Source organism: Janthinobacterium fluminis (assembly GCF_028595325.1).
In the GTDB taxonomy this organism is placed as follows: domain Bacteria; phylum Pseudomonadota; class Gammaproteobacteria; order Burkholderiales; family Burkholderiaceae_D; genus Janthinobacterium; species Janthinobacterium fluminis.
In genome coordinates this window covers 1,215,499-1,242,461 of sequence record NZ_JAQQXR010000001.1, presented here as the reverse complement: position 1 = coordinate 1,242,461, position 26,963 = coordinate 1,215,499, and the positions used below count along the sequence as shown (strand labels likewise).

Annotated in this window: 22 protein-coding genes; 16 read left to right on the top strand and 6 right to left on the bottom strand. The window is 66.2% G+C overall.

Annotated elements, in window-relative coordinates; translation table 11 throughout:
* The 4 genes from OIK44_RS05430 to OIK44_RS05415 all read left to right on the top strand — a co-directional run bounded on the left by OIK44_RS05430 (position 1) and on the right by OIK44_RS05415 (position 4,679).
* Positions 1 to 747, top strand: a complete 747-nt coding sequence (locus OIK44_RS05430) for a peptidylprolyl isomerase (RefSeq protein WP_273669679.1) — start codon at positions 1 to 3, stop codon at positions 745 to 747.
* A 214-nt stretch (positions 748 to 961) separates the two neighbouring features.
* Positions 962 to 1,936, top strand: a complete 975-nt coding sequence (gene moaA, locus OIK44_RS05425; RefSeq protein ID WP_273669678.1) for a GTP 3',8-cyclase MoaA — start codon at positions 962 to 964, stop codon at positions 1,934 to 1,936.
* A 113-nt stretch (positions 1,937 to 2,049) separates the two neighbouring features.
* Positions 2,050 to 3,990, top strand: coding sequence for a type IV pili methyl-accepting chemotaxis transducer N-terminal domain-containing protein (locus tag OIK44_RS05420; RefSeq protein WP_273669677.1), 1,941 nt, complete (start codon positions 2,050 to 2,052; stop codon positions 3,988 to 3,990).
* A gap of 26 nt (positions 3,991 to 4,016) precedes the next feature.
* Entirely contained in the window at positions 4,017 to 4,679 is a 663-nt protein-coding gene (locus OIK44_RS05415; RefSeq protein WP_273669676.1) for a response regulator, read from the top strand.
* Between the two features lie 97 nt (positions 4,680 to 4,776).
* Here the strand turns inward: OIK44_RS05415 and OIK44_RS05410 are convergent, their stop codons facing one another.
* On the bottom strand, positions 4,777 to 5,025 hold the full coding sequence (locus OIK44_RS05410) for a heavy-metal-associated domain-containing protein (RefSeq protein ID WP_273669675.1): 249 nt from the start codon (positions 5,023 to 5,025) through the stop codon (positions 4,777 to 4,779).
* Positions 5,026 to 5,273: 248 nt separating this feature from the next.
* Between OIK44_RS05410 and OIK44_RS05405 the strand changes: the two genes are divergently transcribed.
* On the top strand, positions 5,274 to 6,473 hold the full coding sequence (locus OIK44_RS05405) for an NnrS family protein (RefSeq protein WP_273669674.1): 1,200 nt from the start codon (positions 5,274 to 5,276) through the stop codon (positions 6,471 to 6,473).
* 219 nt (positions 6,474 to 6,692) lie between these two features.
* Here OIK44_RS05405 and OIK44_RS05400 read toward each other — a convergent pair whose 3' ends face one another.
* The 5 genes from OIK44_RS05400 to OIK44_RS05380 form a co-directional block, all read right to left on the bottom strand.
* Complete coding sequence (locus tag OIK44_RS05400) at positions 6,693 to 7,070, bottom strand: hypothetical protein (RefSeq protein WP_273669673.1); 378 nt, start codon at positions 7,068 to 7,070, stop codon at positions 6,693 to 6,695.
* A 28-nt stretch (positions 7,071 to 7,098) separates the two neighbouring features.
* Positions 7,099 to 9,648 carry an EAL domain-containing protein gene (locus OIK44_RS05395; protein WP_273669672.1) on the bottom strand — a complete coding sequence of 850 codons (2,550 nt, stop codon included), beginning with the start codon at positions 9,646 to 9,648 and terminating at the stop codon, positions 7,099 to 7,101.
* Positions 9,645 to 13,322, bottom strand: coding sequence for a response regulator (locus OIK44_RS05390; protein ID WP_273669671.1), 3,678 nt, complete (start codon positions 13,320 to 13,322; stop codon positions 9,645 to 9,647). Before OIK44_RS05390 ends, OIK44_RS05395 begins: the two co-directional genes overlap by 4 nt.
* A 58-nt stretch (positions 13,323 to 13,380) precedes the next feature.
* The gene (locus tag OIK44_RS05385; RefSeq protein WP_273669670.1) at positions 13,381 to 14,514 is read right to left on the bottom strand and encodes an ABC transporter substrate-binding protein; all 1,134 of its coding nucleotides are present in this window, start codon (positions 14,512 to 14,514) and stop codon (positions 13,381 to 13,383) included.
* 578 nt (positions 14,515 to 15,092) lie between these two features.
* Entirely contained in the window at positions 15,093 to 15,467 is a 375-nt protein-coding gene (locus OIK44_RS05380) for a hypothetical protein (RefSeq protein ID WP_273669669.1), read from the bottom strand.
* Positions 15,468 to 15,969: 502 nt separating this feature from the next.
* Here OIK44_RS05380 and OIK44_RS05375 point away from each other — a divergent pair.
* The 11 genes from OIK44_RS05375 to OIK44_RS05325 are packed head-to-tail and all read left to right on the top strand — an operon-like array spanning position 15,970 to position 26,962.
* The gene (locus tag OIK44_RS05375; RefSeq protein WP_273669668.1) at positions 15,970 to 17,763 is read left to right on the top strand and encodes a phage tail sheath subtilisin-like domain-containing protein; all 1,794 of its coding nucleotides are present in this window, start codon (positions 15,970 to 15,972) and stop codon (positions 17,761 to 17,763) included.
* Between the two features lie 10 nt (positions 17,764 to 17,773).
* Complete coding sequence (locus OIK44_RS05370; RefSeq protein WP_273669667.1) at positions 17,774 to 18,298, top strand: phage tail protein; 525 nt, start codon at positions 17,774 to 17,776, stop codon at positions 18,296 to 18,298.
* 5 nt (positions 18,299 to 18,303) lie between these two features.
* Entirely contained in the window at positions 18,304 to 19,059 is a 756-nt protein-coding gene (locus OIK44_RS05365; protein ID WP_273669666.1) for a T4 family baseplate hub assembly chaperone, read from the top strand.
* On the top strand, positions 19,056 to 20,090 hold the full coding sequence (locus OIK44_RS05360) for a hypothetical protein (protein ID WP_273669665.1): 1,035 nt from the start codon (positions 19,056 to 19,058) through the stop codon (positions 20,088 to 20,090). Before OIK44_RS05365 ends, OIK44_RS05360 begins: the two co-directional genes overlap by 4 nt.
* The gene (locus tag OIK44_RS05355) at positions 20,087 to 21,421 is read left to right on the top strand and encodes a Pvc16 family protein (protein WP_273669664.1); all 1,335 of its coding nucleotides are present in this window, start codon (positions 20,087 to 20,089) and stop codon (positions 21,419 to 21,421) included. The genes OIK44_RS05360 and OIK44_RS05355 overlap by 4 nt, the downstream gene beginning before the upstream one ends.
* Positions 21,418 to 23,595: an ATP-binding protein gene (locus tag OIK44_RS05350; protein ID WP_273669663.1), complete on the top strand. Its 2,178-nt coding sequence runs from the start codon at positions 21,418 to 21,420 to the stop codon at positions 23,593 to 23,595. The genes OIK44_RS05355 and OIK44_RS05350 overlap by 4 nt, the downstream gene beginning before the upstream one ends.
* Positions 23,592 to 23,849 carry a hypothetical protein gene (locus tag OIK44_RS05345; RefSeq protein ID WP_273669662.1) on the top strand — a complete coding sequence of 86 codons (258 nt, stop codon included), beginning with the start codon at positions 23,592 to 23,594 and terminating at the stop codon, positions 23,847 to 23,849. Before OIK44_RS05350 ends, OIK44_RS05345 begins: the two co-directional genes overlap by 4 nt.
* Positions 23,846 to 25,006, top strand: a complete 1,161-nt coding sequence (locus OIK44_RS05340; RefSeq protein WP_273669661.1) for an eCIS core domain-containing protein — start codon at positions 23,846 to 23,848, stop codon at positions 25,004 to 25,006. Before OIK44_RS05345 ends, OIK44_RS05340 begins: the two co-directional genes overlap by 4 nt.
* 37 nt (positions 25,007 to 25,043) lie before the next feature.
* The gene (locus tag OIK44_RS05335; RefSeq protein ID WP_273669798.1) at positions 25,044 to 25,964 is read left to right on the top strand and encodes an eCIS core domain-containing protein; all 921 of its coding nucleotides are present in this window, start codon (positions 25,044 to 25,046) and stop codon (positions 25,962 to 25,964) included.
* A gap of 33 nt (positions 25,965 to 25,997) precedes the next feature.
* Entirely contained in the window at positions 25,998 to 26,651 is a 654-nt protein-coding gene (locus OIK44_RS05330) for a hypothetical protein (protein WP_273669660.1), read from the top strand.
* Positions 26,652 to 26,662: 11 nt separating this feature from the next.
* Positions 26,663 to 26,962, top strand: coding sequence for a LysM domain-containing protein (locus tag OIK44_RS05325; RefSeq protein ID WP_273669659.1), 300 nt, complete (start codon positions 26,663 to 26,665; stop codon positions 26,960 to 26,962).
* The last annotated feature ends 1 nt before the right edge of the window (position 26,963 follow it).

Genomic DNA, 26,963 nt, shown 5'->3' with positions numbered 1-26,963 from the left:
ATGGGAATTTCCGTCAACGGCGTCGACATCAGCGACAGCGAAATCGAACGCGAACTGCCGCACCACCAGGCGGCCGGCAACCCGCTCAAGCAGAGCGTGCACGAACTGGTGCTGCGCACCGTGCTGCTGCAGGAGGCCGAGCGCCTGGGCATCGCCGGCGACGGCGACGATGCCCGCATCGAAGCGCTGTTCGCGCAAGAGGTGCGGGTGCCGGAGGCCGACGCGGCCGCCTGCGAAATCTACTACCGCAACCAGCCGCAGCGCTTCACCAACGGCGCCATGGTCGAGGCGCGCCACATCCTGTTCCAGGTGACGCCGAGCGTGCCGCTGGAACTGCTGCGCGAAACGGGCGAGGCGGTGCTGGCGGAACTGCGCGTCAAGCCGGAGCGCTTCGCCGAACTGGCGCGCGAATACTCGAACTGCCCGTCGGGCGCCGTCGGCGGCAGCCTGGGCCAGCTGTCGCTGGGCCAGACCGTGCCGGAGTTTGAAAAGCTGCTGTTCCGGCTGGAGCCGGGCGCCGTGGCCGAACACCTGCTGGAAACGCGTTTCGGCCTGCACATCGTCGAAGTGCTGCGGCGCATCGACGGCGTGCTGCTGCCGTTCGAGGCCGTGCAGGCGCAGATCGCCGACCGCCTGAAGCGGGCCGCGTGGCAGCGCGCGCTGCACCAATACCTGCAAATCCTCGTGGGCCGCGCCGACATCGAAGGCGTCACCCTGGAAGGCGCCGACAGCGCGCTGGTGCAGTAAAGCCAAGGCAGTAACGCCACCCCTGGCCTGCGGCGCAGGGGTCTGACCCCGGCCGCCAGGGGGCAGACCCCAGCTTTCAGGCGCAGTTGGCAGGCGCCGAAGCGGCCCAGGCAGCGCCTAGTTCAAACTAACTAGCTCCCCTAGCCCCTCTTGCCCACAGTAAAACGCCGCACGAGCCGCTACAATCCCCCCATCTGTTGTGAAGGAGTCTGCGATGTTACGCGACCGATTTGGTCGATCCATCGAGTATCTGCGGCTATCGGTCACCGACCGCTGCGATTTGCGTTGCAGCTATTGCATTCCAAAGGGTTTCCGCGGCTTCGAGGAACCCGAGCACTGGCTGACCTTCGATGAGATCGAACGCCTGCTGGCCGCCTTTGTGCGGCTGGGCACCACGCGCATCCGCATGACGGGCGGCGAACCGCTGCTGCGGCGCGACCTGCCGCTGCTGGCCGGGCGCCTGTCGGCGCTGCCGGGCCTGCGCGACCTGTCGCTGTCGACCAACGCCACGCAACTGGCGCGCCATGCGGTGGCGCTGAAAGCGGCCGGGGTCGGCCGCATCAACGTCAGCCTCGACTCGCTCGACCGCGCCTGCATGGAAAAGATCACGGGCCGCGACAGCCTGGCGCCCATCCTCGACGGCCTGCGGGCCGGCAAGGCGGCCGGTTTCGCGCCCATCAAGATCAATATGGTGGCGATGCGCGGCGTGAACGAAGACCAGATCGACGACATGGTCGCCTTCTGCATCGAGCAGCAATTCATCCTGCGCCTGATCGAGGCGATGCCGATGGGTTCGACCGGACGCGACACCGGCTTCCTCGACCTGGCGCCGATCCAGGCGCGGCTGCAGCGCAAGTTCGGCCTGGTGCCGCAGGCGCTGGAGCTGGGCGGCGGGCCGGCGCGCTACATGGCCACGCCGGACGGGCGCAGCAGCATCGGCTTCATCACGCCGATGTCGCAGCACTTCTGCGCCAGCTGCAACCGGGTGCGGCTGGCCGTCGACGGCACGCTGTACCTGTGCCTGGGCCAGGAAGAAAAGTATGAGTTCCGGCCGCTGCTGCGCGGCGGCGCCAGCGACGCCGAACTGGAGGCGGCGATCCGCGCCGCCATCGAACTCAAGCCGCAGCAGCACGATTTCCGCGAACAACCGGGAAAAATCATCCGTTTCATGGCGCAGACCGGCGGCTGAAGCCGGGCCGGCACGGCTGGCGTTCCCCTCAGACAACGATTCGCGCCTATACTATTGGAAATACATGGAGGCAGCGATGAAACAGCGGGATGCAGGCAGTGGACGGAGGGCGCATGGTGCGTGAAGTGATGCGTTCGTCCTGGGAAAAACTGTCGACCAAGATCGTCGGCGCGCTGCTGTGCTTCCTGACGCTGGCGCTGCTGGCGATCGGCATGACGCTGTTCCTGTCCTGGCAACTGGAGGGCAGTTCCGCCGCCATCAACGAGACGGGCAGCCTGCGCATGCAAAGCTACCGATTGACGATGCTGGTGACGCGCCTGGACGCCGAGCCGTTCGAGGCCAGCCTGCGCCCGGCCAGCGAGCGCCAGGTGCAACTGATCGACGCCACACTGCTGCGCCTGACCCGGGGCGACCCGCAGCGCCCCCTGTTCCTGCCGCCCGGCAGCGAAATCCAACACGAATTCGGCCGCATCCGCCAGGTCTGGCAGCGCACGCTGCGCCCCGGCGTCGTCAGCCTGCTGGAAGTGCCGGAGCGGCAACCGGCGCGCCTGCTGGCGCTGCAGCGCAACGCCGAGGACTTCGTCGCCCAGGTCGACGGCCTGGTGCGCCTGATCGAGCGCGACAGCGAGCAGCGCACCTTCTGGCTGCGCGGCTCGCAACTGGTGTTGCTGGGCATGGCGATCTGCGGCACGGTCAGCATGATCTACCTGATGTTCATGCTGATTATCGAACCGGTCACCCGCCTGCGCGAGGGCATGGAGCGGATGACCGACAAGGACTTCAGCGTGCGCCTGCCCGTCGAGAGCGAGGACGAATTCGGCCAGTTGGCCGACGGCTTCAACCAGATGGCCGACCATTTGCAGGCCCTGTACGGCAGCCTGGAAGACCGCGTCAGCATCAAGACGGCGGAGCTGGAAGACCAGAACCGCGAACTGGCGCTGTTGTACGGCATCGCCGCCTTCCTGCAGCGGCCCCTGCCGCTGGAGGCGCTGTGCGAGGGCTTCCTGCAGCGCATACGCGAATACTTCGTCGCCGACGGCGGCTCCGTGCGCGTGCTCGACGCCGTCCGCGGCAACCTGCACATGGTAGTGCACCACGGCCTGTCGGTGGAGCTGGTCGAGGCCGAGCACTGCCTGAAGGTGGGCGACTGCCTGTGTGGCGAGGCTGTCGAGAAGAAGATCACGATGGTGCACGACATGCGCACGGTGGACCGCGACTACAAGCTGCAATGCCACCGCGAGGGCTTCGCGACCGTGTCGGTGTTCCACATCCACGCCCACGAGCAGCACATGGGCTTCTTCAACCTGCATTTCCGCGAACCGAAGGTGTTCAGCAAGCGCGAGGAATCGCTGCTGGAGACGCTGGGCCAGGTGCTCGGCATTGCGCTGGAAAACCTGCGCCTGGCCGCGCGCGAGCGCGAGATGGCCATTTCCGAGGAGCGCAACCTGGTCGCCCAGGGTCTGCACGACAGCATCGCCCAGAGCCTGAACTACCTCAACTTGCAGGTGCAAATGCTGGACGACTCGGTCAAGCACGCGCGCTTCGAAGAAGTGGCCGGCATCGTGCCGGCGCTGCGCCTGGGCGTGCAGGAAAGCTACGAGGACGTGCGCGAACTGCTGCTGAACTTCCGCAGCCGCCTGATGGAGGACGACCTGATCGGCTCGCTGCAGATCACCATCGACAAATTCCGCCGCCAAACCGGTATCGCCGCCGAACTGGTGGCCGACGTCGACGGCGCGCCGTTCCCGCGCGAGCAGCAACTGCAACTGCTGTTCATCGTGCAGGAGGCGCTGTCGAACATCCGCAAGCACGCGCTGGCCAGCCGGGTCGAGGTGCGCTTGCAGGACAGCCAGGACTTCAAGCTGACGATACACGACAATGGCATCGGCTTCGACGCCGACACCCTGCTGCAGAAGGGCGAAAGCCACGTCGGCATCCACATCATGCGCGAGCGCGCCCAGCGCATCGACGCCAGTTTCGCGGTCAGCTCGGTGCCGGGACGCGGCACCACGGTCGAACTGCACCTGCGGCACGAACAGCGCCGCGCCGCCTGATTCAATTGAAAGAGAATGGAGTAAAGATGGAGACACCAGATAAACCGATCAGCGTCCTGCTGGTCGACGACCACGCGCTGTTCCGCAGCGGCATACGCTCGCTGCTGCAGCGCCACACCGAGTTCGTGGTGGTGGGCGAGGCCGGCGACGGCGTCGACGGCATCAAGCGCGCCCAGCAACTACAGCCCGACGTGGTGCTGCTCGACCTGAACATGCCCGGCATGTCCGGGGTCGAAACGCTGCAACTGATGCAGCAGGATTGCCCGGACGCGGCGATATTGATACTGACCGTGTCGGAGGACGCCGACGACCTGGCGGCGGCGCTGCGGGCCGGCGCCTGCGGCTACCTGATCAAGAACATCGACGCCGATTATCTGGTGCGGGCGCTGCGCCGCGCCGCCGGCGGCGAAACCGTGGTGGCGGAGGCGATGACGGGCAAGCTGGTGGCGCAACTGCAGGCCGGCACGCAGCGCGAAGAGCCGGTGTCGGAGCTGGACAAACTGACGCCGCGCGAAAAGGACATCATCGACTGCCTCGCGCGCGGCGAGAGCAACAAGGGCATCGCCCGTTCGCTCGACCTGGCGGAAAGCACCGTCAAGATCCACGTGCAGAACGTGCTGAAGAAGCTGAAGCTGACCAGCCGCGTGCAAGCGGCCGTCTACGCCGTCGAACACCGGCAGGGGAAGTAAGCGGGCCGGAAACGGCCAGTTCAGGGCAGGGGAGTCAAGCGGGGCCAAGCCCTTGCGGGGGCTGCCCCGGCTTTATGCCGCCGGAAACGGCAGGAACTCAAGAACCGCAGCAACCGCCGCAGCAGCCGCCGGTTTCCGGCAATTCCAGGCGGTAGCCGGCCCGATCCAGGGCCTGCTGCAATTGCGCCGGCGTCGCCAGCGTCTCATCCAGTTGCACGGTGGCGCGTTGGCCGGCCAGCGAGACGCTGACGGAGCCGACGCCGTCCAATGCCTCCAGCGCGCGCGTGACCGTGTCGGCGCAGCCTTCGTTGTTCATTCCCTGGATTTTCAAAATTTTAGTTTGCATGACAGCCTCATTGCGAAATCGGTTAATGGTGTGAAACGGCGCGCTACGGCGGCGAACCAGATCAGCGTATGCGAGGCGCCGGCGGCAGTCCAGAGGTGTGCCGGGATTATTTGAAATCCTTGATCCAAGTTAATTTTCACCGTCTCCACCTAGACCATCTGCCGCCGCGGCCTAGTTCTTTTTGCGGTTGTGTAAACCCGCCATTAAAAGTAGCATGTAACATGTATCTTTTAAAAAGCGAGTGCGTGATGAGCCTGATATCTATCGAAGAACCCGAAGCCGAGTCCGCCGCGCTGTGGCAGGGCAACCACGCCATCTGGCGTCTCGGCTTCCGCCCGTTTTACCTGCTGGCGGCGATTTTTGCGGCGCTCGCCGTGCCGCTGTGGCTGACCCAATACATGGGCTGGCTGCGCGGCTGGCCGCACGTCGGCCTCGGCTGGCACATGCATGAAATGGTGTTCGGCATGGCCATCGCCGTCATCGTCGGCTTCCTCTTCACGGCGGCGCGCAACTGGACCGGCTTGTGGACGCCACACGGCGGCCACCTGGCGGCGCTGGCCGGACTGTGGCTGGCCGGCCGCGTGGCGATGCTGGCCGCGCCGGCGCCGCTGGCGGCGGCCATCGACTTTGCCTTCCTGCCGCTGGCCGCCTGGCCGCTGTACCAGGTGCTGGCGAAGTCCGGCAACAAACGCAACCTGTTCCTGGCCGGCTTGCTCGGGCTGCTGACGATAGCCAACGGCCTCTACCACGCCGCCGCGCTGGGGCTGCTGGCACTGTCGCCGACCACGCCCATCCAGGCGGCTATCCTGCTGATCGTCGTCATCGAGGCCGTCATCGGCGGGCGCGTCATTCCCATGTTCACGCGCAACGGTGCACCCGGCACCGATGCCGTGCAGAATCCCAAACTGGACCGCGTTGCGATGGCCTTGATGGTGTTGGCCGCGCTGGCCTGGGTGTGCGGCGCACCGGCGCTGTTGAGCGCGCCGCTGGCCCTGGCCGCCGCCGTTGCGTCGGCCTTGCGGCTGGCCGGTTGGAAGCCGCACCGCACCCTGCAAGTGCCGCTGCTGTGGATCTTGCACCTGTCGTATGCGTGGATACCATTCGGTTTTGTGCTGCTGGCGGCGGCCGCGCTGCACTGGGTGTCGGCCAGCGCCGCATTCCACGCCCTGACGGTCGGCTCCATGGCCGGGCTGATCATCGGCATGATGACGCGCACCACGCTCGGCCATACCGGCCGTCCGCTGAAGGCGGGCCGGGCCGAGTCGGCGATGTTCTGGCTGATCCAGGGCGGCGCGCTGGCCCGCCTGCTGGCCGGCGTTGGGCCGCAGACCCTGCACGGCGCCTGGCTGGTCGGGGCAGGCGTGCTGTGGGCGCTGGCCTTCGCGCTGTACGCCGTCACCTACGCTCCCTACCTGTGGCGGCCGCGCATAGACGGGCGCGAAGGTTAAACGCCAGCCGCTCGGACTTGCGCGCGCGCCTTGCCTCAGTTGTCGAGTTGCGTTTGATCGTAGACGCGTTTAACGAATAGCTCCGTCTTGTCGCCGTCAAAAAAGACGGCGACACGGCTGGCGGCCGCGCAAGCCGGCGCCGCGTCAAACACGATTTACTTACTTCGCGGCCGATTCGCCAGCGTGCTTCTTAGTCCGGGAGAATTGCGCTATGCCCCGTTATGGCGTTTGGCCACGCACTATGCGCAATAAATAATCCCGTGCAGCAGCCCGGTCCATTCCTTTCTCCTGCAAGTGCGGCAGTAATTTATCAAACAGTTCGCGGTGGCGCTGGCGGGCCTCGGAAGTGCCGCGCCGATCCGAAAAGAAATCCATCAGCGTGGACCCGCACAGGCAATTCCGATAAGCCTCAACGATGGCGATGTTGTTTTCATCGAAACCCTGTTTCAGTCCGGTGACGTTCTTGCGTACCGATTGCGTTTGCTGCATGAACTCTTCCGCCGTGGCGAACACCCGCCCGCAGCAGTTGCAATGTTTGGGAAATGCGGCTGCGGCCAGGGCGCGCAAACCTTCAAAGAAAATCTGGGCTTGCATCATGGGGCCCCCTTTCTCCTGTTTCAGCGGGCTAGGCTGTACCGGCGGCAAGCGCGGCGTATGGTGCCTCGGCGGGCCAGGCTTTTGGCCTTTGTATCCCCACTTCAAAACGGCGGAACGACTCCTGTATATGCTCCTTCAGCAAGCCCTCATCCCAGGGCTTGGTGATGAATTTGTAGACGGCGCCTTCGTTGATGGCCGCAGTGACCGAATTCAGTTCAGTGTAGCCAGACAGCATGATGCGCACGACCTCCGGATACAATCCCTTGACGCGGCGTAACAGTTCGGTGCCGGGCATGTCCGGCATGCGCGCATCCGAAATGATCACGCCCACCGGATGGATGGCCAGCAGTTCCAGCGCTTCCTGCGGCTTGGTGGTGCTGAGTATCCGGTAGCCTTCCTTGCGCAGCGTGCGCTGCAATGCGGACAGAACATGTTCCTCGTCATCCACCAACAGCAGTACGCGTTGCCGCGATTCGGCATGACAGTTGTCGGGCGGCAGACGGGCACCGGCATGCAGCAGCGTGTCCATTTCTCCGCTGGGTAGAGGGCGGCTGAAATAATAGCCTTGTATGGCGTCGCAGAGGTTGGTATTGAGAAAGCCCAACTGCCCCTCCGTTTCCACGCCTTCGGCCACCGTGGTCATATGCAGCGACTTGGCCATGGCGATGATGGATTTGGTCAGCGAAGCCCCATCGACGTTGTCGGTAACGTCGCGGATGAAGGATTGATCGATCTTGACCACATCGATGGGGAATTGCTTGAGATAGGACAGGCTGGAATAGCCGGTGCCGAAGTCGTCCAGCGACAGTGTGACGCCGATCTCCTTCAGTTGCTCCAGCGACTGCACCACCAGGTCCCGGTTTTGCATCAACAGGCTCTCGGTCAGTTCCAGTTCCAGGCATTCGGCCGGTACGCCGCTGTCGGCCAGTACCTCGCGCACCAGATCCGGCATGTTGATCTGGAGGAACTGGCGTGCCGACACATTCACCGCCATCGTCAAGTGCGGGAAGCCGTTGGCGTGCCAGGCGCCCAGTTGCGCGCAGGCGGTGCGCAGCACCCATTCGCCGATAGGAATGATCAGACCCGTGTCCTCGGCCAGCGGGATGAAGCGGTCCGGCGGCACCAGGCCGATTTCCGGACGACGCCAGCGCAGCAGCGCTTCCATGCCATAGATCTTTCCACTGCCGAGGTCGACTTTGGGCTGGTAATGCAATTCCAGCTCGTGGTGCGCCAGCGCCTGGTGCAAGGCATGTTCGATTTCCGCCCTTTCCTCCACCAGCACGCCCATCTTGTGGTTATAGAACTGGTAGCCGTTGCGCCCCTTGTCCTTGGCGCTATAGAGCGCGGCATCGGCCGTCTTGAGCAGCAACTCGCCGCTGTCTCCGTCGGCGGGGAAGACGCTGACACCGATGCTGGTGCTGATGTGCAGCGTGTGTTCGCCCAGCAGGCAGGGATCGATGAACATCGACAGCACTTTCTTCACGATCTCCTCGGCCGTCTGGGCATCGGGCAGGTCGGTCAGCAAAATGACAAATTCGTCGCCGCCCTGGCGGGCCACGGTGTCACCTTCACGCACGGCCATCTTGAGGCGCCCGGCGACAGCCTGCAACAGTGCATCGCCTACCGGATGGCCGTAACTGTCGTTGACGAACTTGAAGCGGTCCAGGTCCAGCACTAGCGTGGCCAGGTGCAAGCCGGTGTGTCGCGCATGGGCGATGACCTGGTTGATGCGGTCGTTCAGCAGTTTGCGGTTGGGCAGATCGGTCAGCGCATCGTGGTTGGCCAGGTATTCGATGCGCAGCTCTTGCTGCTTGCGCTCGGTGATGTCTTGCACGGTGCCGCGTAACAGCAGCACCCGGCCGCCTTCCTGCGTCGCCTCGGCCTGGTGGAAGACGATGCGTTCGCTGCCGTCCGGCTGCAGAATCCGATGTTCCATGCAGTAGCTGGTGCCGCTGGCATACAGTCCCATGAAGGCTTCCAGCAGTTGCGGGCGTTGCTCCACTGGTAAGCACAGCAACAATCGATCGAAACTGGTCGGCCCGGTATCGCTTGCCAATCCCAGGATGCGCAACATCTCCGGCGACCAATAGCCGCTGCTGTTGCCGACGCGGTATTCCCAGTTGCCGAGCCGTGCCAGCGCCTGCGCGTGGCTGAGGCTCTCTTGGATGCGGCTCAGTTCTGTCAACGCGCTACTGGCCTGCAGCAAATAGCGTATGCGGTGCGCCAGCAAGCGCCACTGCATGGGCTTGGCGATGAAATCGCTGGCCCCTGCCTCCAGCGCTTGCTTGATGGAGTCGTCGTCGTCGTTGCCGGTCAGGACCACGATGGGCACGTGCGCGCCGCCCGGCAGCCGGCGCAGTTGTTCGCAGCACTCGAAGCCGCTCATGCCGGGCATGGTGACATCCAGCAATATAAGGTCGGGCGCGCCGCGCTGGAAGGCGCCGATCGCTTCCAGGCCGCTGGCCGTTTCCTCGATCCGGAAACCTTCCGGTTCCAGTGCTTCGATCACGAGGAAGCGGGTCATGGCATCGTCATCGACCACCAGGATCAGCGGTTGCGGGGAGGGTTCCGGATTCATATGGCTTCCTTCTCAATTGCCAGGGCGGCGAGGACACGGCTCAGCTCTTCCTGGATGCCGCAAATGTGGGGCAGCGCGCTGCCAACGTCATTGCCGCGCGCGTACTGTTCGATTTCGCGGCAGGTGCTCGACAGGTTCAGCGCCCCCACGTTGGCGCAGCTCGATTTCAGCGTGTGCGCCGCCAGCCGCAAGGCTTCGGTGTCGCTGGCTGCGGCGGCCACCCGCAGCTCGCCCAGAAGGCGCGGGGCGTCGCTGTAAAACAAGTCGATGATGCGGGCCAGCACATCGGGGCGGCCGGGGCGCCGCATCGCCCGCAAGTTTTGCAGCGCGGCGGGGTCGAGGATGGCGGCAGCTTCCGGTTTCGCCGCTTCGACCGCGAGGGCGGCGTCGAGCGGCGCCGCCGTATCGGCCTCAAGTAATGCCGCTTGCCTCGGCTCGGCCACTGCGGGGGACGCCAGACGCCAGCGCGCCAGCACTGCTAGCAGCCCGGCGCGGGTGTAGGGCTTGGCAATGTAATCGTCCATGCCCGCATCCAGGCAAAGTTCGCGGTCGCCGAGAATCGCGTTGGCGGTGAGGGCGATGATGGGCGTGCGGCGCCGGCCAAGCTCCAGTTCCATGCGGCGCAAACGGCTGGTGGCCTCGAAGCCATCCATTTCCGGCATCTGGCAATCCATCAGGATCACGTCGAACTCTTGCCGCTGCCAGAGCGCCAGCGCGCGCCGCCCGTCGTCGGCCGGGGTGATCTGGTAGGCGCCATCTTCCAACATGGCCAGGGCGATCTCCAGGTTGATCGCATTGTCTTCGACCAGCAGCACGCGCGTGGCGGCCAGATTGGCGCCGTCCGGCGGCGCAGCGGCCGTGCCGGGGGCGGCCGGCGCCAGCGGTGGGGGCGGCACGCCGAAGCCGCTGACAGCCTCTATGCAGTGGCGCAATTCCGCCGCCCGCACCGGCTTGGTCAGGCAGTATTCCACGCCCAGCCCCAGTACCTGGTGCAGCTCGGCCGAGGCGTCGAGCGAACTGAGCATAATGATGCTCAGGGCCGCCAGCCCGGCATCCGTCTTGATCGCCCGCACCAGGTCGATGCCGTCCATCACCGGCATCCGCATGTCGACGATGGCCAGGTCGAACGGCCGCCCCTTGCGCTGCGCGCTTTGCAGCAGGGCCAGGGCCTCGGCCCCATCTGCGGCATAGGCGGCGGCCATCTGCCACTCGATGGCATGCTGCAGCAGGATGTTACGGTTGGTGGCGTTGTCGTCCACGATCATCACGCTCAAGCCGCCGAGCGATACGCGCGCCGCCGGCGCCGGCGGCGCCTCGGCCTGGGTTAAGGTTTCCAGGACGACGGTCACCGCAAAGCAGGAACCCCGGCCCGGTTCCGACTTGAGCGTAATGGTGCCGCCCATCATTTCCGCCAGTTGCTTGATGATCGCCAGGCCCAGGCCTGTGCCGCCGTATTTGCGCGAAGTGGCGCTGTCCGCCTGGCGGAACGGCTGGAACACCACCGCCGCCGCTTCCGGCGCCATGCCGATGCCGGTGTCGGATACCGTCAGGCGGATCTGGTCCTGGCCGGCGCAACTGATATCCACGGCGATTTCGCCGCGTTCGGTGAATTTGGTGGCGTTGTTGAGCAGGTTGGTCAGGATTTGGCGCAGGCGCACCGGGTCGCCGCGCACATGCTGCGGGACATCGCCAGCGATGCGGCAGGTGAATTCGATCGCCTTGCGCTGTATGCCATTGGCAAACAAGGCCACGACATCGTCGATCACCTGGCGCAGGTCGAAGGGGATATGTTCCAGCACCAGCTTGCCGGCCTCGATTTTCGAGAAGTCCAGAATGTCGTCGATGATGCTCAACAGGCTCTCGCCCGAGCGGTGCACGGTGCTGACGAAGCGCCGCTGCTTGGGACTGAGTTCGGTGCCCTGCAACAGTTCCGTCATGCCCAGCACGCCATTCATCGGGGTGCGGATCTCGTGGCTCATCTTGGCCAGGAACTCGGACTTGGCGCGGTTGGCCGCATCGGCCTCGGCCTTGGCTTGCTTGAGGGCGAGGTCGCGCTGCTCGACGTGTTCCAGCATGCCATTGAAGCCGTCGATGAGCATCCCCAGTTCGTCGCCCCCATGCTGGTGCACCCGTACCGACAGATCCTTGCCGCGACGGATATGGGCAATGGCTTCCGACAGGCGCGCCAGCGGCCTGGCAATCGATGCACTGATCAGCCCGGTGACCGCCACGCAGGCCAGCAACAGTACCAGCACGATCCCCAAGATCAGCACAAACGAGCGCTGCACGCCATCGCGCACCATGGCCACGGCGTCCTGCTGCTGCCGGTCGATGTGCGCCACCTGCTGTTCGGAGTAGGCCACTTGCTGTCGCTCAAAGGCGCGCACGTGATTGATGGCGTCGTCCAGCGCGGTGTGGCTCGCCAGCACGCTGCTCTTGGCCGTCACCAGGCGCTCTCCCAAACGCTGCACCGCGCCCAGGAAGATATTGATCGCCGCCGTTTCTGCCATCAGACCATGCTGGCCTATGCTCTGCAACAATGCCTGCATGGTCGCCACGTCGCGATGCAGAGAGGCGGTTAGCCGCGTCATGTCGCGGCCCAGGTCCGCGACCTCATCGACGGAGTCGCTGAGCATGATTCCGCCAATGTCGAGGCTGATGGCATCGACTGCAAGGCTGATTTCACCGCTGGCGTCTTCGATGCGGGCCGAGGTATGCATGTAGCGGTTGGTTTCCGCCAGCTTGCCGCGTCCCATCGCCAGCTGCAATTCGATGGGATCCAGTTCCTCGGCCAGGCGCAAATGGGCCGCGGCCAGGGTGCCGACGATCTGCGCCTTGAGGCTCAGGTACGCCGCCTCCTCGCTGGCATCGGCCAGCAGTCTGGCCCGCAAGGTCATCAGGCCGGCGGCGGGGTCCAGCAGCAGGTGGGCGGTATCGAGCAGTTTCCCCCGCAAGGCTTGCTGGGCGGCACTGGCATTGCGCTCGCCGCTCTCGGACAGGCGCGCGACCACCGCCGCCAGACGCTCGCGCAAGGGGGCGATCCGATAGCGGCCTTTGACGGCGTCCGTTTCGGCCATGGATATCTGCATCTCCTGGATGCCCTTGCGCATATCGGTCAGGTGGCGTGCATTCTGGTTCAAGCGCTGGCTGTCCTGCTGCACCTCGGCGGCGGCGACCTGGGCCTGGCTATCGACCTCGCGTATCCTGCTCCGCGTCGATTTTGCCGCACCCTTGATCTGCTCCAGCACGCGGCGAATTTCCGTTGCCTGGGCCTTGTAATAGGCCACGTTCACCAGCCGTTCCCGGACCGCCTGCCGCATGCTGCGGTACTCCCGCTCGAAGGCGGTGTGATAGCGGGGTATATTGCGCTCGCCATGCTGCCGCAAACCATTGCTGACGTCCTCGGCAACTTTGATATTGGCAACGATTTTTCCTGAAACCTGCTCCATCTGTTCAACGTTTTCGGCCTTGCCGAGCTCGAAGAAATCCGACGCCATATCCTGCACGGTATAGCGCAGGCGCAACACGTCAACATACAGGGGGACGGTCTGGTCGGTCAGTCCGTGCACGTGAGTCTCGATTCCTTTCACCACTAGCAGGCTGGCTGCCGCCATCGCCGCCACACACAGCAGCAGGACGGCGGTACTGCTGACCAGCTTGGTCTTGATCTTCACGCTAAGCTCCAACGGAAAACAGCGTGCGCCAGGCCAATACGGCTACGGCGCGCGGGAATTACTGGCCGCCAGGCGGCGCCGCGACGGGGACGATCTTGCCGTCCACGATGCGGGTCAGGAAGACGGCCGTTGACGCCTGGTGGTCGCCAGGTCGCAGCGTCAGGTGCAGGCCGCCGATGTCAAGCCGGTCGAACGTTTCGAAGCTCTGGATTAAACGCTCGCGCGTCAGATTGATGCCAGCTTGACGCATTGCCGCCACCATCGCCTTGGCCGAGATGCAACCCTCGAAATTAACGAAGGACAGCTGGGCTCCCGGCACATGCCTGGCCAGCAAGGCGGCGCACTCAGCGGCGACGGGAAGCGTACGGTCATCCGGCAGCGGCACCACCTGCGAGATCAGAATGCCGTTGCCCTCGGTGCCCAGCAATTGCAACAGGCTGTCGGTGCCGACAAAGGAAACCGTCGCCAGGTTGGCTTTCAGCCCGGCCTTGGCCGCCTCCCGCACGAACGCCGCCACCGGCGTGTACGGCCCGACCATGATGACCGCCTCCAGGTCCTGTCCTATTAGCGCCGCCAGTCCGGCCTTGACTGCCGTGGTGCCGCGCTGAAAAGATCCCCTGGCGATCAGCTCCAGGCCGCGCCGTTTCAGGGCGCGCACGGTGCCGCCCAATACGGCATAGCCGAAACCGTCGTCCTGGTACATGATGCCAAAGCGTTTGATGCCACGGTGGATGAAAGACTGGACCAGAGCGTCCGATTCATCGTCATAGCTGGAGCGGAAATTAATGATTTCACGCACCACGGGCTGGCGCAGGGTCATGGCCCCCGTAAATGCGCCGACCAGCGGCACGTTCATTTCCTGCACGATGGGAATGACGGCATTGGTGGTGGGCGTGCCCACATAGCCGAACAAGGCAAAGACTTGTTTTTCCTCGATCAGTTTCAGGGTTTCGTTGATGGCCCGGTCGGGATCGTAGCCATCGTCCGCAACCAGCAGTTCGATATTCCGGCCGTGAATGCCGCCACGGCTATTCACGTCCTGGAAGACGGCCATGGCGCCGTCGAGCATGGCACGCCCCAGGCCGGAGGCCGCGCCGGTCTGCGCATTCACCATGCCTAGCCGAATCTGGGTGTTGCTGATGCCAGGTTCGCCCGCACGGCTGGCGCCAATCCCAAAGATAATGATCAGCAAGCAATATTTCAAAATTGATCGCATGAGCTGTCTTTGTTGTGATTGACACAAACATAATAAGAACTAAAACGAGTATGGCGGAAAATTGCCTGCTCAAAACTCTCGAATGATCACGCAGTGGAACTAAATCCCGGGTCAGATAACAAGGTGGTGGTTCGAATGGATTAGTCCAGGAAAAACCTGCCTAGGAATGCGAGTTTACGCGTGACTGCGGGGAAAATTCGGACGCATAACCCGGAGCGATAATGCGTCCTGGTGAAAAATATTGGGGAAGTATATTATGGCCTTATTGGCAATGAAATGCGCGGTAATGCATCCTGGAATACGCGACCGTGCATTTTCATAATTAATAAAGTAAGGTTAACAGCTGGCTGTATATCCGCCGACGGCGCGGTTTGGGCCGCATACCCGCGCGCTGCATCAAGCATCTGGCAAGCGCCGCCACATGTGGGCGCGGGAGCGTGCTGGTCCGGCGACGGACAACCCGCAATAGAGGCAGGCATCATGATAGCTATCCGCATGCTATTGGCCGTATGCCGTCCTTGTCGCGGACCCAGGCTTACGTTTCGCGATGGCCGCTATTTTTTTGTATCACTATCAATCAGGTTCTTCATTTTTTGGGAAATCGCCTCCATCTTATCGACTCGGTCATTTATCTCTGCGCAGTTTTTTTGTAACGCTCTCTCAGAGGACTTTGCCGGATAGACGGCCAGCAAATTAGAGCAATCGCAGCGAAGACTGGCCTTCAGTCGCTTGGACTGACGCTCGCGTAGTTCTGCAATCCAGCATCCGTCCGCACAACCGCAAGAGCGATAAGTAAGCTGCTCTTTTTTTTCCGCCCAAGGCAGGGTATAGGTTCCGGGGTAGCTGCTTGAATAAGCGTTCTTTCCAAGCAATGTAAAAAGCATGAAGGCAAGGACTCGTAGTGGCATATTAACCGTCATATTCATCATTCAATCCCCAATACTACCCGGCAAGGCCAGCTTTTGGCCTAGTTTACTTATTTCTTGAAGAGCCAGGGACGGACCATGATTGCCGGGAAATGGTTGCTTGACCGCCCCAGACTTGACCGGCATGCCGTTCTTGGACCCTTGCAGTCTTTCGCAAATCTTTTTTTTGCGGCCCGCGCATGGGCGCTTTGTAGTAGCAATTGCGCGCCTTCGCGCCGTGCCTCCCTCCTTGTCTCAAATCAAACCGTGCCTCCCCCGCGCCGCCGATAATCGCTCAGTCGGCGCAGGGCGTGGCCGCACGGAACATGCAGACCGACTCACCCTGAGTCGCAAGTCGATAGTTGTCTCTTTTGCGAAATTTTTAAAAACGCAAACTTGACATTGTTTACTCGTCTGCTAGCCTTTCTGTTGAGTTCGCTAGGCAACTCGCATCGTGAAAGCAGATACCCAGTACAGGAGCAGCATGCCGAATTTCGACTGAAGCAAACTTTTGAAGGAGGGCGACATGCCTTCGACTCTGAGTTACCCAGGCGTTTATATTGAAGAAATTCCCAGCGGCGTGCGCACCATCACCAGCGTCGCCACCTCGGTATGTGCCTTTCCCGGCCGGGCCTTGCGCGGCCCGACCGACGAGGCGGTCGTCATCAACAGCTATGGCGATTTCGAGCGCATCTTCGGTGGCTTGTGGGTGGAAAGCAGCCTCGGTTTCGCGGTGCGCGACTTTTATCTGAACGGCGGCAGCCAGGCCATTATCGTGCGCCTGTTCCACGCCAACCCGGCCGACGCCGCCGCCGTGCCGCCGGTGCCGAACAAGACCCCTCTGAGCGTCGGCAACTTCACTTTCGAGGCGGCCTATGAGGGCAGTTGGGGTGGTAATCTGCGCTTCACGCTCGACGCTGTCGTGTCCGACCAGGTGGCGCTGCAGATGGGCGTGCCCAAGAACGCCTTGTTCAATCTGACCGTGCGCGAGGTGGACGCCAACGGCATGCCGGTGCAGATCGAGCAGTTCCGCAATCTGACCATCGTGCCCAGCTCGCGCCAGGTGCACAAGGTGCTCAGCATCGAGTCGCGGCTGCTGCGCTGGAAGGGCGTGTGGCCGCCCGGTTCGGCGCCCGACGTGGCCGCCATCCATACTGCCGAGCTGGAATTGGCCGATGCGCTGAAGGTGCTGGCCGCCGCGAAGAGCGCGCAGCCGCCCTCCCAGCCCGCCATCGACGCCGCGCAGGCGGTGGTGAACACGAAGACGAAGGCGCTGGCGGATGCCAGCACCGACAATATTACCCGCGCCGAGCAGAAGCTGGCGGCGGCGTTGAAAGCGAATCCTCCGGTGCCGAACGACATCACCGTCGCCCGCGATGAACTGGCCGCCGCCAAGAAGACCTCGAACGGCTCCGCCCTGGTGCTGGACGACTTCACCGGCCCCGGCAAGCAGAACGCGAAGAAGGGCCTGTATGCCTTGCGCAAGGCCGATTTGTTCAACATCCTGTGCCTGCCGCCGTATCTGGCCGACGGCAATGTCGACGTCGCCCTGGTCAGCGAGGCGGCCAGCTACTGCGAGCAGAGGCGCGCGATGCTGCTGGTCGACCCGCCCGCCGCGTGGAACGACAAGGACGCGGCCAAGGCCGGCGTGTCCGGCGTCGGCACCAACAGCAAGAACGCGGCACTGTTCTTCCCGCGCCTGAAGCAGCCCAATCCGCTGCACGACAACCAGCCCGAGGATTTCGTGCCCTGCGGCGCCGTCGCCGGCGTGTTCGCCCGCACCGACACCACGCGCGGCGTGTGGAAGGCGCCGGCCGGCCTCGACGCGACGCTGGTCGGCGTGCCGCAACTGAGCGTGCCGCTGACCGACGCCGAGAATGGCGAGCTCAATCCGCTGGGCATCAACTGCCTTCGCGCGATGCCGGCCGCCGGCCGCATCGTCTGGGGCGCGCGCACCCTGCAGGGCGACGACCGCCTGGCGTCGGAGTGGAAATATATCCCCGTGCGGCGCACCGCGCTGTTCATCGAGGAGAGCCTATATCGCGGCACGCAATGGGTGGTGTTCGAGCCGAACGACGAGCCGCTGTGGGCGCAGATCCGCCTGAACCTGGGCGCCTTCATGCAAAACCTGTTCCGCCAGGGCGCCTTCCAGGGCAAGACGCCGCAGGAGGCGTACTTCGTCAAGTGCGACAAGGAAACCACGACCCAGACCGACATCAATTCCGGCATCGTCAACATCGTCGTCGGTTTTGCGCCCTTGAAGCCGGCCGAGTTCGTGGTGATCAAACTCCAGCAGATCGCTGGGCAAATCCAGACCTAAGGAGGAAGTCATGGCCCAGTTCAGCGTGAATGTGCAGCGATTCGATCCTTATAAAAACTTCAAGTTCCGCGTCAAATGGGACGGTCGCTACGTCGCCGGCGTCAGCAAGGTCGGCGGCCTGAAGCGCACCACCGAGGTGGTCAAGCACCGCGAGGGCGGCGACCCCTCGTCGAGCCGCAAGTCGCCGGGCCGCACCGAGTTCGAGGCCATTTCCATCGAGCGCGGCGTGACCCACGACAGCGAGTTCGAGCAATGGGCCAGCAAGGTGTGGAACTACGGTTCGGGCCTGGGTGCGGAAACGTCGCTGAAGGATTTCCGCAAGGAGATCATCATCGAGGTCTACAACGAGGCCGGGCAATTGGCGCTGGCGTACAAGGTGTTCCGCTGCTGGGTGTCGGAGTACCAGGCGCTGCCCGACCTGGACGCGAACGCCAACGCGGTGGCGATCCAGCACATCAAACTGGAAAACGAGGGCTGGGAGCGCGACCGCGAGGTGGTCGAGCCGGCTGAGCCGACCCTGAACGACGTGGGTTAAGCGTCATGCAGATGCCGACGGCCAAGGACTTGTTGCTGGCGTGGGAGGGCGGTCTGGAGCAGTCGCCGACCCGGCGCGCGGTGGCCATGCTGGCGGCGGCGATGCCGCGCGCGGCCGCCGGCCATCTGGCGGCGCTGCCCGTCGGCGCGCGCGACGCCCGGCTGTTCCGCCTGCGCCGGGCGCTGTTCGGCGAGACGATGGCGGCGCTGGCGCAATGCCCGGTTTGCGGCGAGCGGCTCGACGTCACGTTCAGCATCGACGATGTGTGCGGCCCAGCCGGCATGCACGACGATGACGACGATGAACGGGACGCCACCGTGCACCAGTTGCACAGCGGCGGATATGACATCCATTTCCGCGTGCCGAACAGCGCCGACCTGCTCAGTTTGTCGTTCGCGGACGACGGCGCCGTGCCGCAGCTGGCTTTGCTGCGGCGTTGCGTCAGCGCCGTGCTGCGCGGCGGCGCCGCCGTGCCCTTGGAGGCGCTGCCGGCGCCCGCGCTGGCGGCCATCGCCGAGGCGATGGCCGTGGCCGATCCGCAGGCGCGCATCGAACTGGCGCTGGATTGTCCCGCCTGCGGCCACGCCTGGCGCAATCTGCTCGATATCGCGGAATTCCTGTGGCGCGAACTGGACGCCTGGGCCCAGCGCATGCTGCACGATGTGCACACGCTGGCGCGCGCCTACGGCTGGAGCGAGGCGGATATCCTGGCCTTGCCGGCGCGGCGCCGCGATATGTATCTGGATATGGTTCGCTTATGAGCGACTTCCTGGCAGCGCTGGTGGCCCGGGAGATGGGCGCGGCGCAGGCCGTCGTGCCGCGTCTGCCGTCGCGTTACGAGCCGGTGGGGCGCGCCGGCGCCAACGGCGTGGTGGAGGATGTCGAAACGGCCGCTCCGCCGCGCTTCGACGCCGCCGCCCGCCACATGCAGGCGCCGCGTCCGCCAGAGCCGGCGCCGGCCGATCCGGCGCCGCTCGTAACGCGGCCGCAAGCTGCACCGCCGGCGCCGCAAACTGCGCCGTCCCAGCCCGTCATGCTTGCACCGCCGCCCGCGGAAACGCGCCGCCGTCGCCGCGCCGCCATGCCCTCGCCCGAGGCGGACGAGGGCGCCCAGCTTGCGCCGCCACCGCCGCGGCAGCCCGGCAAGCGCGCCGCCCGCACCCTGCGCGATGCCGCGCCGGCCGCGCCGGAGCCGCCGCCGCTGTCGGCCGACCGTAAGCCCGCCGTGCCGGACACGGTCAGGATGCGCCGCCTTGCCGCACCCGTCGAACCGGCGCCCGGTTTGCCGGAGCGGGCGCCGCAGCGGCGCCAGCCGGCCACGCAGGTCGCGCCGCCTTTGCGCGCGCGCGCCGCCGACATGCCCGCGCGCCGCGTCGACATGGCGGCGCCGCATCCCGTCGCGCCGTTGCCGGAACCTGCGCGCCGGGCGGCGGCGCCGGAGCCTGCGGCCCCGTTCAGCAAAGGCCGGGAGGTGCCTGTGCCCGTCCAGCCCGCCATGGCGCGCGACCGGGCGCCGGCTGCGGCGCGCGACGCCGGCCCGCCGCCACGGCCGCAGCAGAGCGCGCGGGCGCTGGAGCCGGCGCCGCGCGCCATCGCCGTGACCGTCGCGGCGGCGGCCAATCCACCGCGCGAAGCGGCTGTCCCGGCCATGCCGACGATCCGCGTCACCATCGGCCGCATCGAGGTGCGCGCCGTCGCCGCGCCGGCGCCGGCAACCCGGCAGGCGGCGCGGCCCGCCTCGCTGAGCCTGGAGCAATTTCTTGCCCAGCAAGGGCAGCGGGGCGGGCGATGAGCGACGCCCGCGCGCTTTCCGCCGTCACGGCCACGCTGCGCCACCTGCTGACGGCGCCCGTGCAGGCGCTCATCAGCGGACTGAACGACCTGTCCGTGACGACCCAGCCGCTCGATCTGGCGCGCAAGGGCGAGTTGAAACCGGCGCAGATCAATATTTTCCTGTACCAGACCGTCATCAGCGCCGCGTGGCGCAGTATGGACATGCCGCGCCAGGTCAGGCCCGGCGAGTCGGCGCAGCCGCCGCTGGCGCTGAACCTGCATTATCTGGTCACCGCTTACGGCCGCAGCGACAACGACAACGAAGACTCGGCGGCCGGCCACCTGATCATCGGCGGCGCCATGAGCGTGCTGCACGACCATCCCTTGCTGGGCCGCCAGGAAATCCGCGACGCGCTCGGCGGCAGCAACCTGGCCGACCAGTTCGAGCGCATCCGCATCACCCCCCTTCCGCTGTCGCTCGACGAGTTGTCCAAGCTGTGGTCCTCGTTCCAGACGCCTTACCGCTTTTCGGCGGCGTATGAGTGCGCGGTCGTGCTCATCGACAGCAACCGCGGCGGCAGCGCGGCGTTGCCGGTGCTGCGGCGCGGCGAGCAGGACCGCGGCGTCAGCGCCGTCACGGGCGCCGGCCCGTCGCTGCGCGAAGTCGTGCCGCCGTTGCACCAGCCCGCCGCGCGGCTGGGCGAGCAGTTGCTGCTGCTCGGCGAAGGCTTGCAGGCGCAGGACACGATGCTGCGCTTCAGCAGCTTGATTCCGCCGCTGCCCGAGCCGCCGCCGCCTTTACCCAAACCGCTGCCGCCGCCGCTGGTGGAGCTGGCGCCATTGCCGCCCGAGGCTGGCGCCCAGGACCAGGTGCGGCTGCTCTTGCCGGACCTGGCGGACGACGCCGACGCCCTGGAGCGCTGGGCGCCGGGCTCCTACACGGTCACGGCGATCTCGCGTCCGCTCGGCTCGCCCGCGCTGCAAAGCAAGACGGCGGTGGCGTTCGCGCTGGCGCCGACGGTGACGCTGTCGCCCAACAGCACCACGGTCGCCACCGTCAATCCCGGCGACGTGCTGACGCTGACCTGCCGCCCGCGCGTGCGCGCCAACCAGCGCGTGCTGGTCATCTTCGGCGACCGGCAACTGGAATATGCCAGCCTGGTCAACCCCGATCCGCTGTCGCCGACCTACCAGCAAACCCCGACCACCATCACCGTCAAGGTGCCGGTCGTGAAAAAGGGTTTGTATCTGGTGCGCCTGCGCGTTGACGGCATCGACAGCGTGCCGGCGATCCTCGCCGGCACGCCGGCGCTGCCGGTGTTCGACCCCGAGCAGCAGGTGGCCGTATGACGCGCGAATTCGACCTGTGGCTGGCCGCCAACGACAACTATCTGGCCGCCGCCCTGGATTGGTTGCGCGCGCGGCTGGTGCAACTGGCCGAGGACGAGGAGGCCGCCGCCGCTGCGGCCGCGAAGCAGTCCAGGAACGGCGCGCTCGTGAGCGCCGATGCGGGCGACTCCCCGGTGCGGGTGGCGGGCTTGCGCGCGCGGCCGATGCTGGGCCGGCTGTTCCACACCGAGTCCGGCGCGCCGCCGGCCGCGCCCGCCGCGCCGGAGCCGGCCGCACCGCCGCCGCAGCGCGCCCGCATCGCCGTACCGGCGGCGATGGCCGAGGCCGAGGCGTCCGAGACGCCGCCGCCGTTGCTCGTGCTGGCGAAACGCATGGGCCTGTCCGCGTTCGAGCGCCAGACCCTGCTGTTGTGCCTGGCGATGGAGCTGGACCCGCACATCGCCGGCCTGTACGCTCGCGCCCAGCAGGACGCCGCGCGGCCGTTTCCCACCTTCGCGCTGGCGCTGCGGCTGTTCGACGAGCCGGCCTGGGAGGTGATGTCGCCCGAGCGCCCGCTGCGCTACTGGCGCCTGCTGGAAATCAACCAGCCGGGCGCGCAGGCGCTGATCGGCAGCGCCCTGAAAGCCGACGAGCGCATCGTCAACTACCTGAAGGGCCTGAATTATCTGGACGACCGCCTGACGCCCTTGCTGGCCGCCGTGGAATTGGCGGCCGCGCCCTTGCCGCCGTCGCAGCAGAGCGTGGCCGACAGCGTGGTCCGGCACGTCGAGCAGGCCGGCGCGAACGCGCGCGTGCCGGTGTTCCAGTTGCTGGGCGCCGACAGCCAGAGCAAATTGCTGATCGCCCATGCCGGCGCCGAGCGGCTCGGCCTGAGCTTGTACCGCCTGCCGGCCGAACAATTGCCGGGCCAGACGGGCGACCTGGAAACCTTTGTCCGGCTGTGGCGGCGCGAAAGCGCCTTGCTGCCGATTGCGCTGTACGTCGAGGCGGCCGATCTGGAGCGCGGCGGCGGGGCGCACATGATGCCGCTGCGCCGCCTGATCGAGCGCGACGCCGGCCTGCTGTTCCTCGACGTGCGCGAGCCGTGGCAGGAGCTCGGGCGCGACGCCGTGTCCTTCGACGCGGCCCGGCCGGCGCCGGCGGAGCAACTGGCGGCCTGGGCCGAGGCGCTGGGCGAGGCCGGCGCCGGCCAGCCGGAGCGGCTGTCGGCCCATTTCAATTTCAATGTGCCGACCATCCGCCAGATCGCGGCGACGGCGGCGGCCGACAGCGCGGCCGGCGGCGGCAGCCTGGAACAGAGCTTGTGGCGCGACAGCCTGCGGCGCGCCCGCCCGGCGCTGGAGCAACTGGCGCAGATCGTCCAGGCCAAGGCCGGCTGGCAAGACCTGGAATTGCCGGAAACGGAGAAAAGCCTGCTGCGCCAGATCGTCGACCAGGTCAAGGGCCGCAGCGCCGTCTACGACGCCTGGGGCTTTCGCGAGCGGATGAACCGGGGGCTGGGCATCAGCGTGCTGTTCGCCGGCGAAAGCGGCACCGGCAAGACGATGGCGGCCGAAGTCATCGCCAACGAGCTGGGCTTGCTGATCTTCCGCATCGATCTGTCGGCCGTCGTCAGCAAATACATAGGCGAGACGGAAAAAAACCTGCGCAAGCTGTTCGACGCGGCCGAGGACGGCGGCGCCATCCTGTTCTTCGATGAAGCCGACGCGCTGTTCGGCAAGCGCAGCGAGGTCAAGGACAGCCACGACCGCTACGCCAACATCGAGGTCAACTACCTGCTGCAACGCATCGAAGCCTTCCGCGGCCTGGCCATCCTCGCCTCGAACATGAAGGCGGCGCTCGACGGCGCTTTCCTGCGGCGCCTGCGCTTCATCGTCAACTTCCCGTTTCCCGGGCCGGCCGAGCGGGCGGCGATCTGGCAGAACATCTTCCCGGCCAGGTTGCCGACCGGCGCGCTCGACTACCCGCGGCTGGCGCGCCTGAACCTGACCGGCGGCAGCATCCACAATATCGCGCTGAACGCCGCCTTCCTGGCGGCGGAAAAGGGCACGCCGGTGACGATGCCCTTGCTGCTGGACGCGGCGCGCACGGAATTCCGCAAGCTGGAAAAGCCCGTCAGCGAGGCCGATTTGCGCTGGCTGGAGGCCACGGCCACGGGCGGGGGCGCGCCATGAACATCGAGCTGCGCATGGAGCGCTTGATCCTCGACGGCATCGACGTGCCGGCCGGCCAGCGCCACCTGCTGCAGGCGGCCGTCGAGGCGGAGCTGTCGCGCCTGCTGACCGAGCGCGGCGTCGCGCCCGGCCTGACGCAGGGGGCGTTGGTGGCGGAACTGGCCGCCGAGCCCATCGCGCTGGCGGGCGGCGGCGACCCATTGCGGCTGGGCCAACAGATCGCCCAGTCGGTTTTCGGCAGCATCGCGCCATGAGCGGCCTGGCGCGCCAGAGGCAGGTGGCGCCGGCCGGCGCGGCGACGGCCTCGGCCTTGGCCCCGGCCTCGGCGCTGTTGCAGCGCAAATGCGCCTGCGGCGGCCAGACCATAGGCGGCGCCAGCTGCGACGCCTGCGCCGCGCGCAAGCGCCAGTTGCAGCGCCATGCCACGGGCGGCGCGGCCGGACCGGCCGCGATTCCGCCGATAGTCGACGAGGTGCTGCGCGCGCCGGGCCGGCCGCTCGACCGGGCCACGCTGGCCTATATGGAGCCGCGCCTGGGCAGCGCGTTTTCCCATGTGCGCGTGCATACCGACGCCGGTGCGGCCCGCTCGGCCCAGGCCATCGACGCGCACGCCTACACGGTGGGGCGCGACGTGGTGTTTGGCGCCGGAAAATATGCGCCGGAGACGGCCGACGGCAAGCGCTTGCTGGCGCATGAGCTGACGCACGTGGTGCAGCAGGGCCGGGGCACCGGCATGCCGGCCGGGATGAATGGCGGCGCCCGGGCCGACAGCTTCGAGCGCGAGGCCGATGCGGCCGGCGCCGGCATCGCCGACGCCCGCCCGCTGGCCGGCGCGGCGCCGCGCGCGCCGGGTGGCTCGATCTATTCGCGGCACATACAGCGGGCGGCCATCCACGACGGCAACATCCTGTTTGAAGGCAGTTGCGCGTTTCTCGCCTGCCTGGGCGGCTCCTGCCCCGACGAGGAAAACGGCGTCGCCTGCGCCGGCCAAAAGACCCGCAAGGCCGGCGACGGCAAGAAGTACCGGCCCCTGTTCACCTGCGACAAGGAGTGCGACAAGGGCAAGACTTGCGACGACAACGACGACTGGATGGCGATACCGAACGGCCGCTTCGCCTACCGCAAGTGCGCGCAGAGCCTGGTGGTCTGCGCCAATGGCGGGCACACCTCCGGCACGGTGCGCGACAAATCGGAAATCGAGGCCTGGGAGGTCAGCCCCGGCATCCAGAGCAAGCTTGGCGTGTCGGGCAAGTTCAAGGGCGTCATCTATCCCAGCACCGACGACAAGCAATTCAAGAAAGACAGCCGCTGCCATCCGAAGAAAAGCGCGCTGGACAGCGAGATGGCGCCGGCTGAAGGGCCGGAAATGGCGACGGAGGACGAGACGGCGAGCGGTGAAGAGCTTGTCTAGTCGCAGCCTGGCAATCAGGGAGGTTGACGTGAAAAACATGGGATACGCGGATTTACATCCGAACAGCGGGGCGGCGAACCCCGCCGCCGGCGCGATGCTGCGCCGTTCGATGCCGGCCGAGGAAAGGGCGGCGGCCGGCGTGCGCGACATGCTGCAATCGGCCGGCAGGCCGCTCGACGGCGCCACCCGCGGCGCGATGCAGGGGCATTTCAAGCGCGACCTGAGCCGGGTGCGCGTGCACACTGACGCCGCGGCGGCCGATTCGGCGGCGGCGCTGCACGCCTCGGCCTATACCGTCGGCCCGCATATCGCCTTCGGCCGCGGTCGTTTTGCGCCGGACACGCCGCAAGGCAAGCACCTGATCGCCCACGAACTGGCCCACACCGTCCAGCAGGGCTTTGCCGCGCCGCCGGCCGCCATCGTCGCGTCCCGGCGTGCGGGCGCGGCCCATGAGGGCGAGGCGAACCGCGCGGCCAGCCGCATCGTGGCCGGCCGCGACGCCGGCGCCATCGCCGAGACGACGGGCGGCAACGCCGTCGTGCAAAAGCAGGACCTGGACGAGGCGCCGCAAACGATGCAGGTGCCGGCCGGCCCGGGGTCGGGTTCCGGGGCGACGCCGACGGCGGCGCCGGCGCTGCCGCGCCCGTTCACCTTCACGGTGGCCACCGGCACGGCCAGGTTTCCGAACGTGTTCCGCATCCCCAGCAGCGGCGGCTTCTCGATCAGCGCCAGTGCCGTGATGTCGGCGCGGCCGGCGACGCGGCTGGCGTACTGGATACAGCCGATCACCAGCGGCTGGCACTTCAACGGCGACACCGAGGAATACGAAACCGGCGCCGGCAGCCAGACCAAGACCTGGAGCGGCCTGGCCGGCGATGTCGACTGTTCGCTGGAGATCACTACGAATAACACCAATCCGGGCAACGCGCTGACCGGCAGCGGCACCATCAGCCCCTGAAGCGCGCCGCAACCCAGACAAGGAAGCAAGGCCATGAGTAGTTTCCCCGGTTCCCCCCGCCTGATCAAGGGCGCCATCATCGGACTCGATCCGGTCAACCCGCTGGCCAGCGTGGTCGTGTTCCAGTACAACCCGGACACGATGACGCGGCGGCTGGAGGCGCGTTCGAGCGGCGGGGGCGACGGCGGCGACCGCGCCGAGGCTTTCCGCCTGACGGGGCCGCCGAAGGAAACCATCACCCTCAACGTCGAGGTCGACGCCGCCGACCAGCTTGAACAGGGCAATCCGCTGGCGATGGCCGTCGGCGTGTCGCCGATGCTGGCCGCGCTGGAAATGCTGCTCTACCCGAAAAGCCTGAGCGTCATCGCCAACCTGGCGCTGGCCCAGGCCGGCAATATCGAAATCATCCCGCCGGAAGCGCCGCTGACGCTGTTCGTCTGGGGGCCGACGCGGGTCTTGCCGGTGCGCGTGACCGGCTTCGGCATCACCGAGGAAGCCTACGACACGCTGTTGAACCCGATCCGCGCCAAGGTCGACCTGACGCTGCACGTGCTCAGTTATGTCGACCTGAAGCTGAGCAACCCCGGCCACACGCTATTCATGGCCTACCAGATTGCCAAGGAAGTCATGGCGACCACGAACGTCGTCAACAGCGCGCTGAACGTGGGCGCTTCGTTCAAACTCTAGCGAGGTAAAGCATGTTTGCAGTGACCAGCCGTTACTACGGCATCGAGACGGCCCGCCATGTCACGCCCGACGGCCGTGAGATCGCCTTTCTGCGCCGGCGCTTCGTGCCGCCGCCGGGCGAGGGCGCGCTGATCGCCGAGCATGCGGTGGTGCAGGGCGACCGCCTCGACAACATCACCGCGCGCTACATGGGCGACCCGGAACAATTCTGGCGCGTCTGCGACGGCAACAACGCGATGCAGCCGCAGGAACTGAGCGACACGATAGGCCGCCTGCTGCGCATCCAGTTCCCCCAGAGCGGAGCGATCTGAC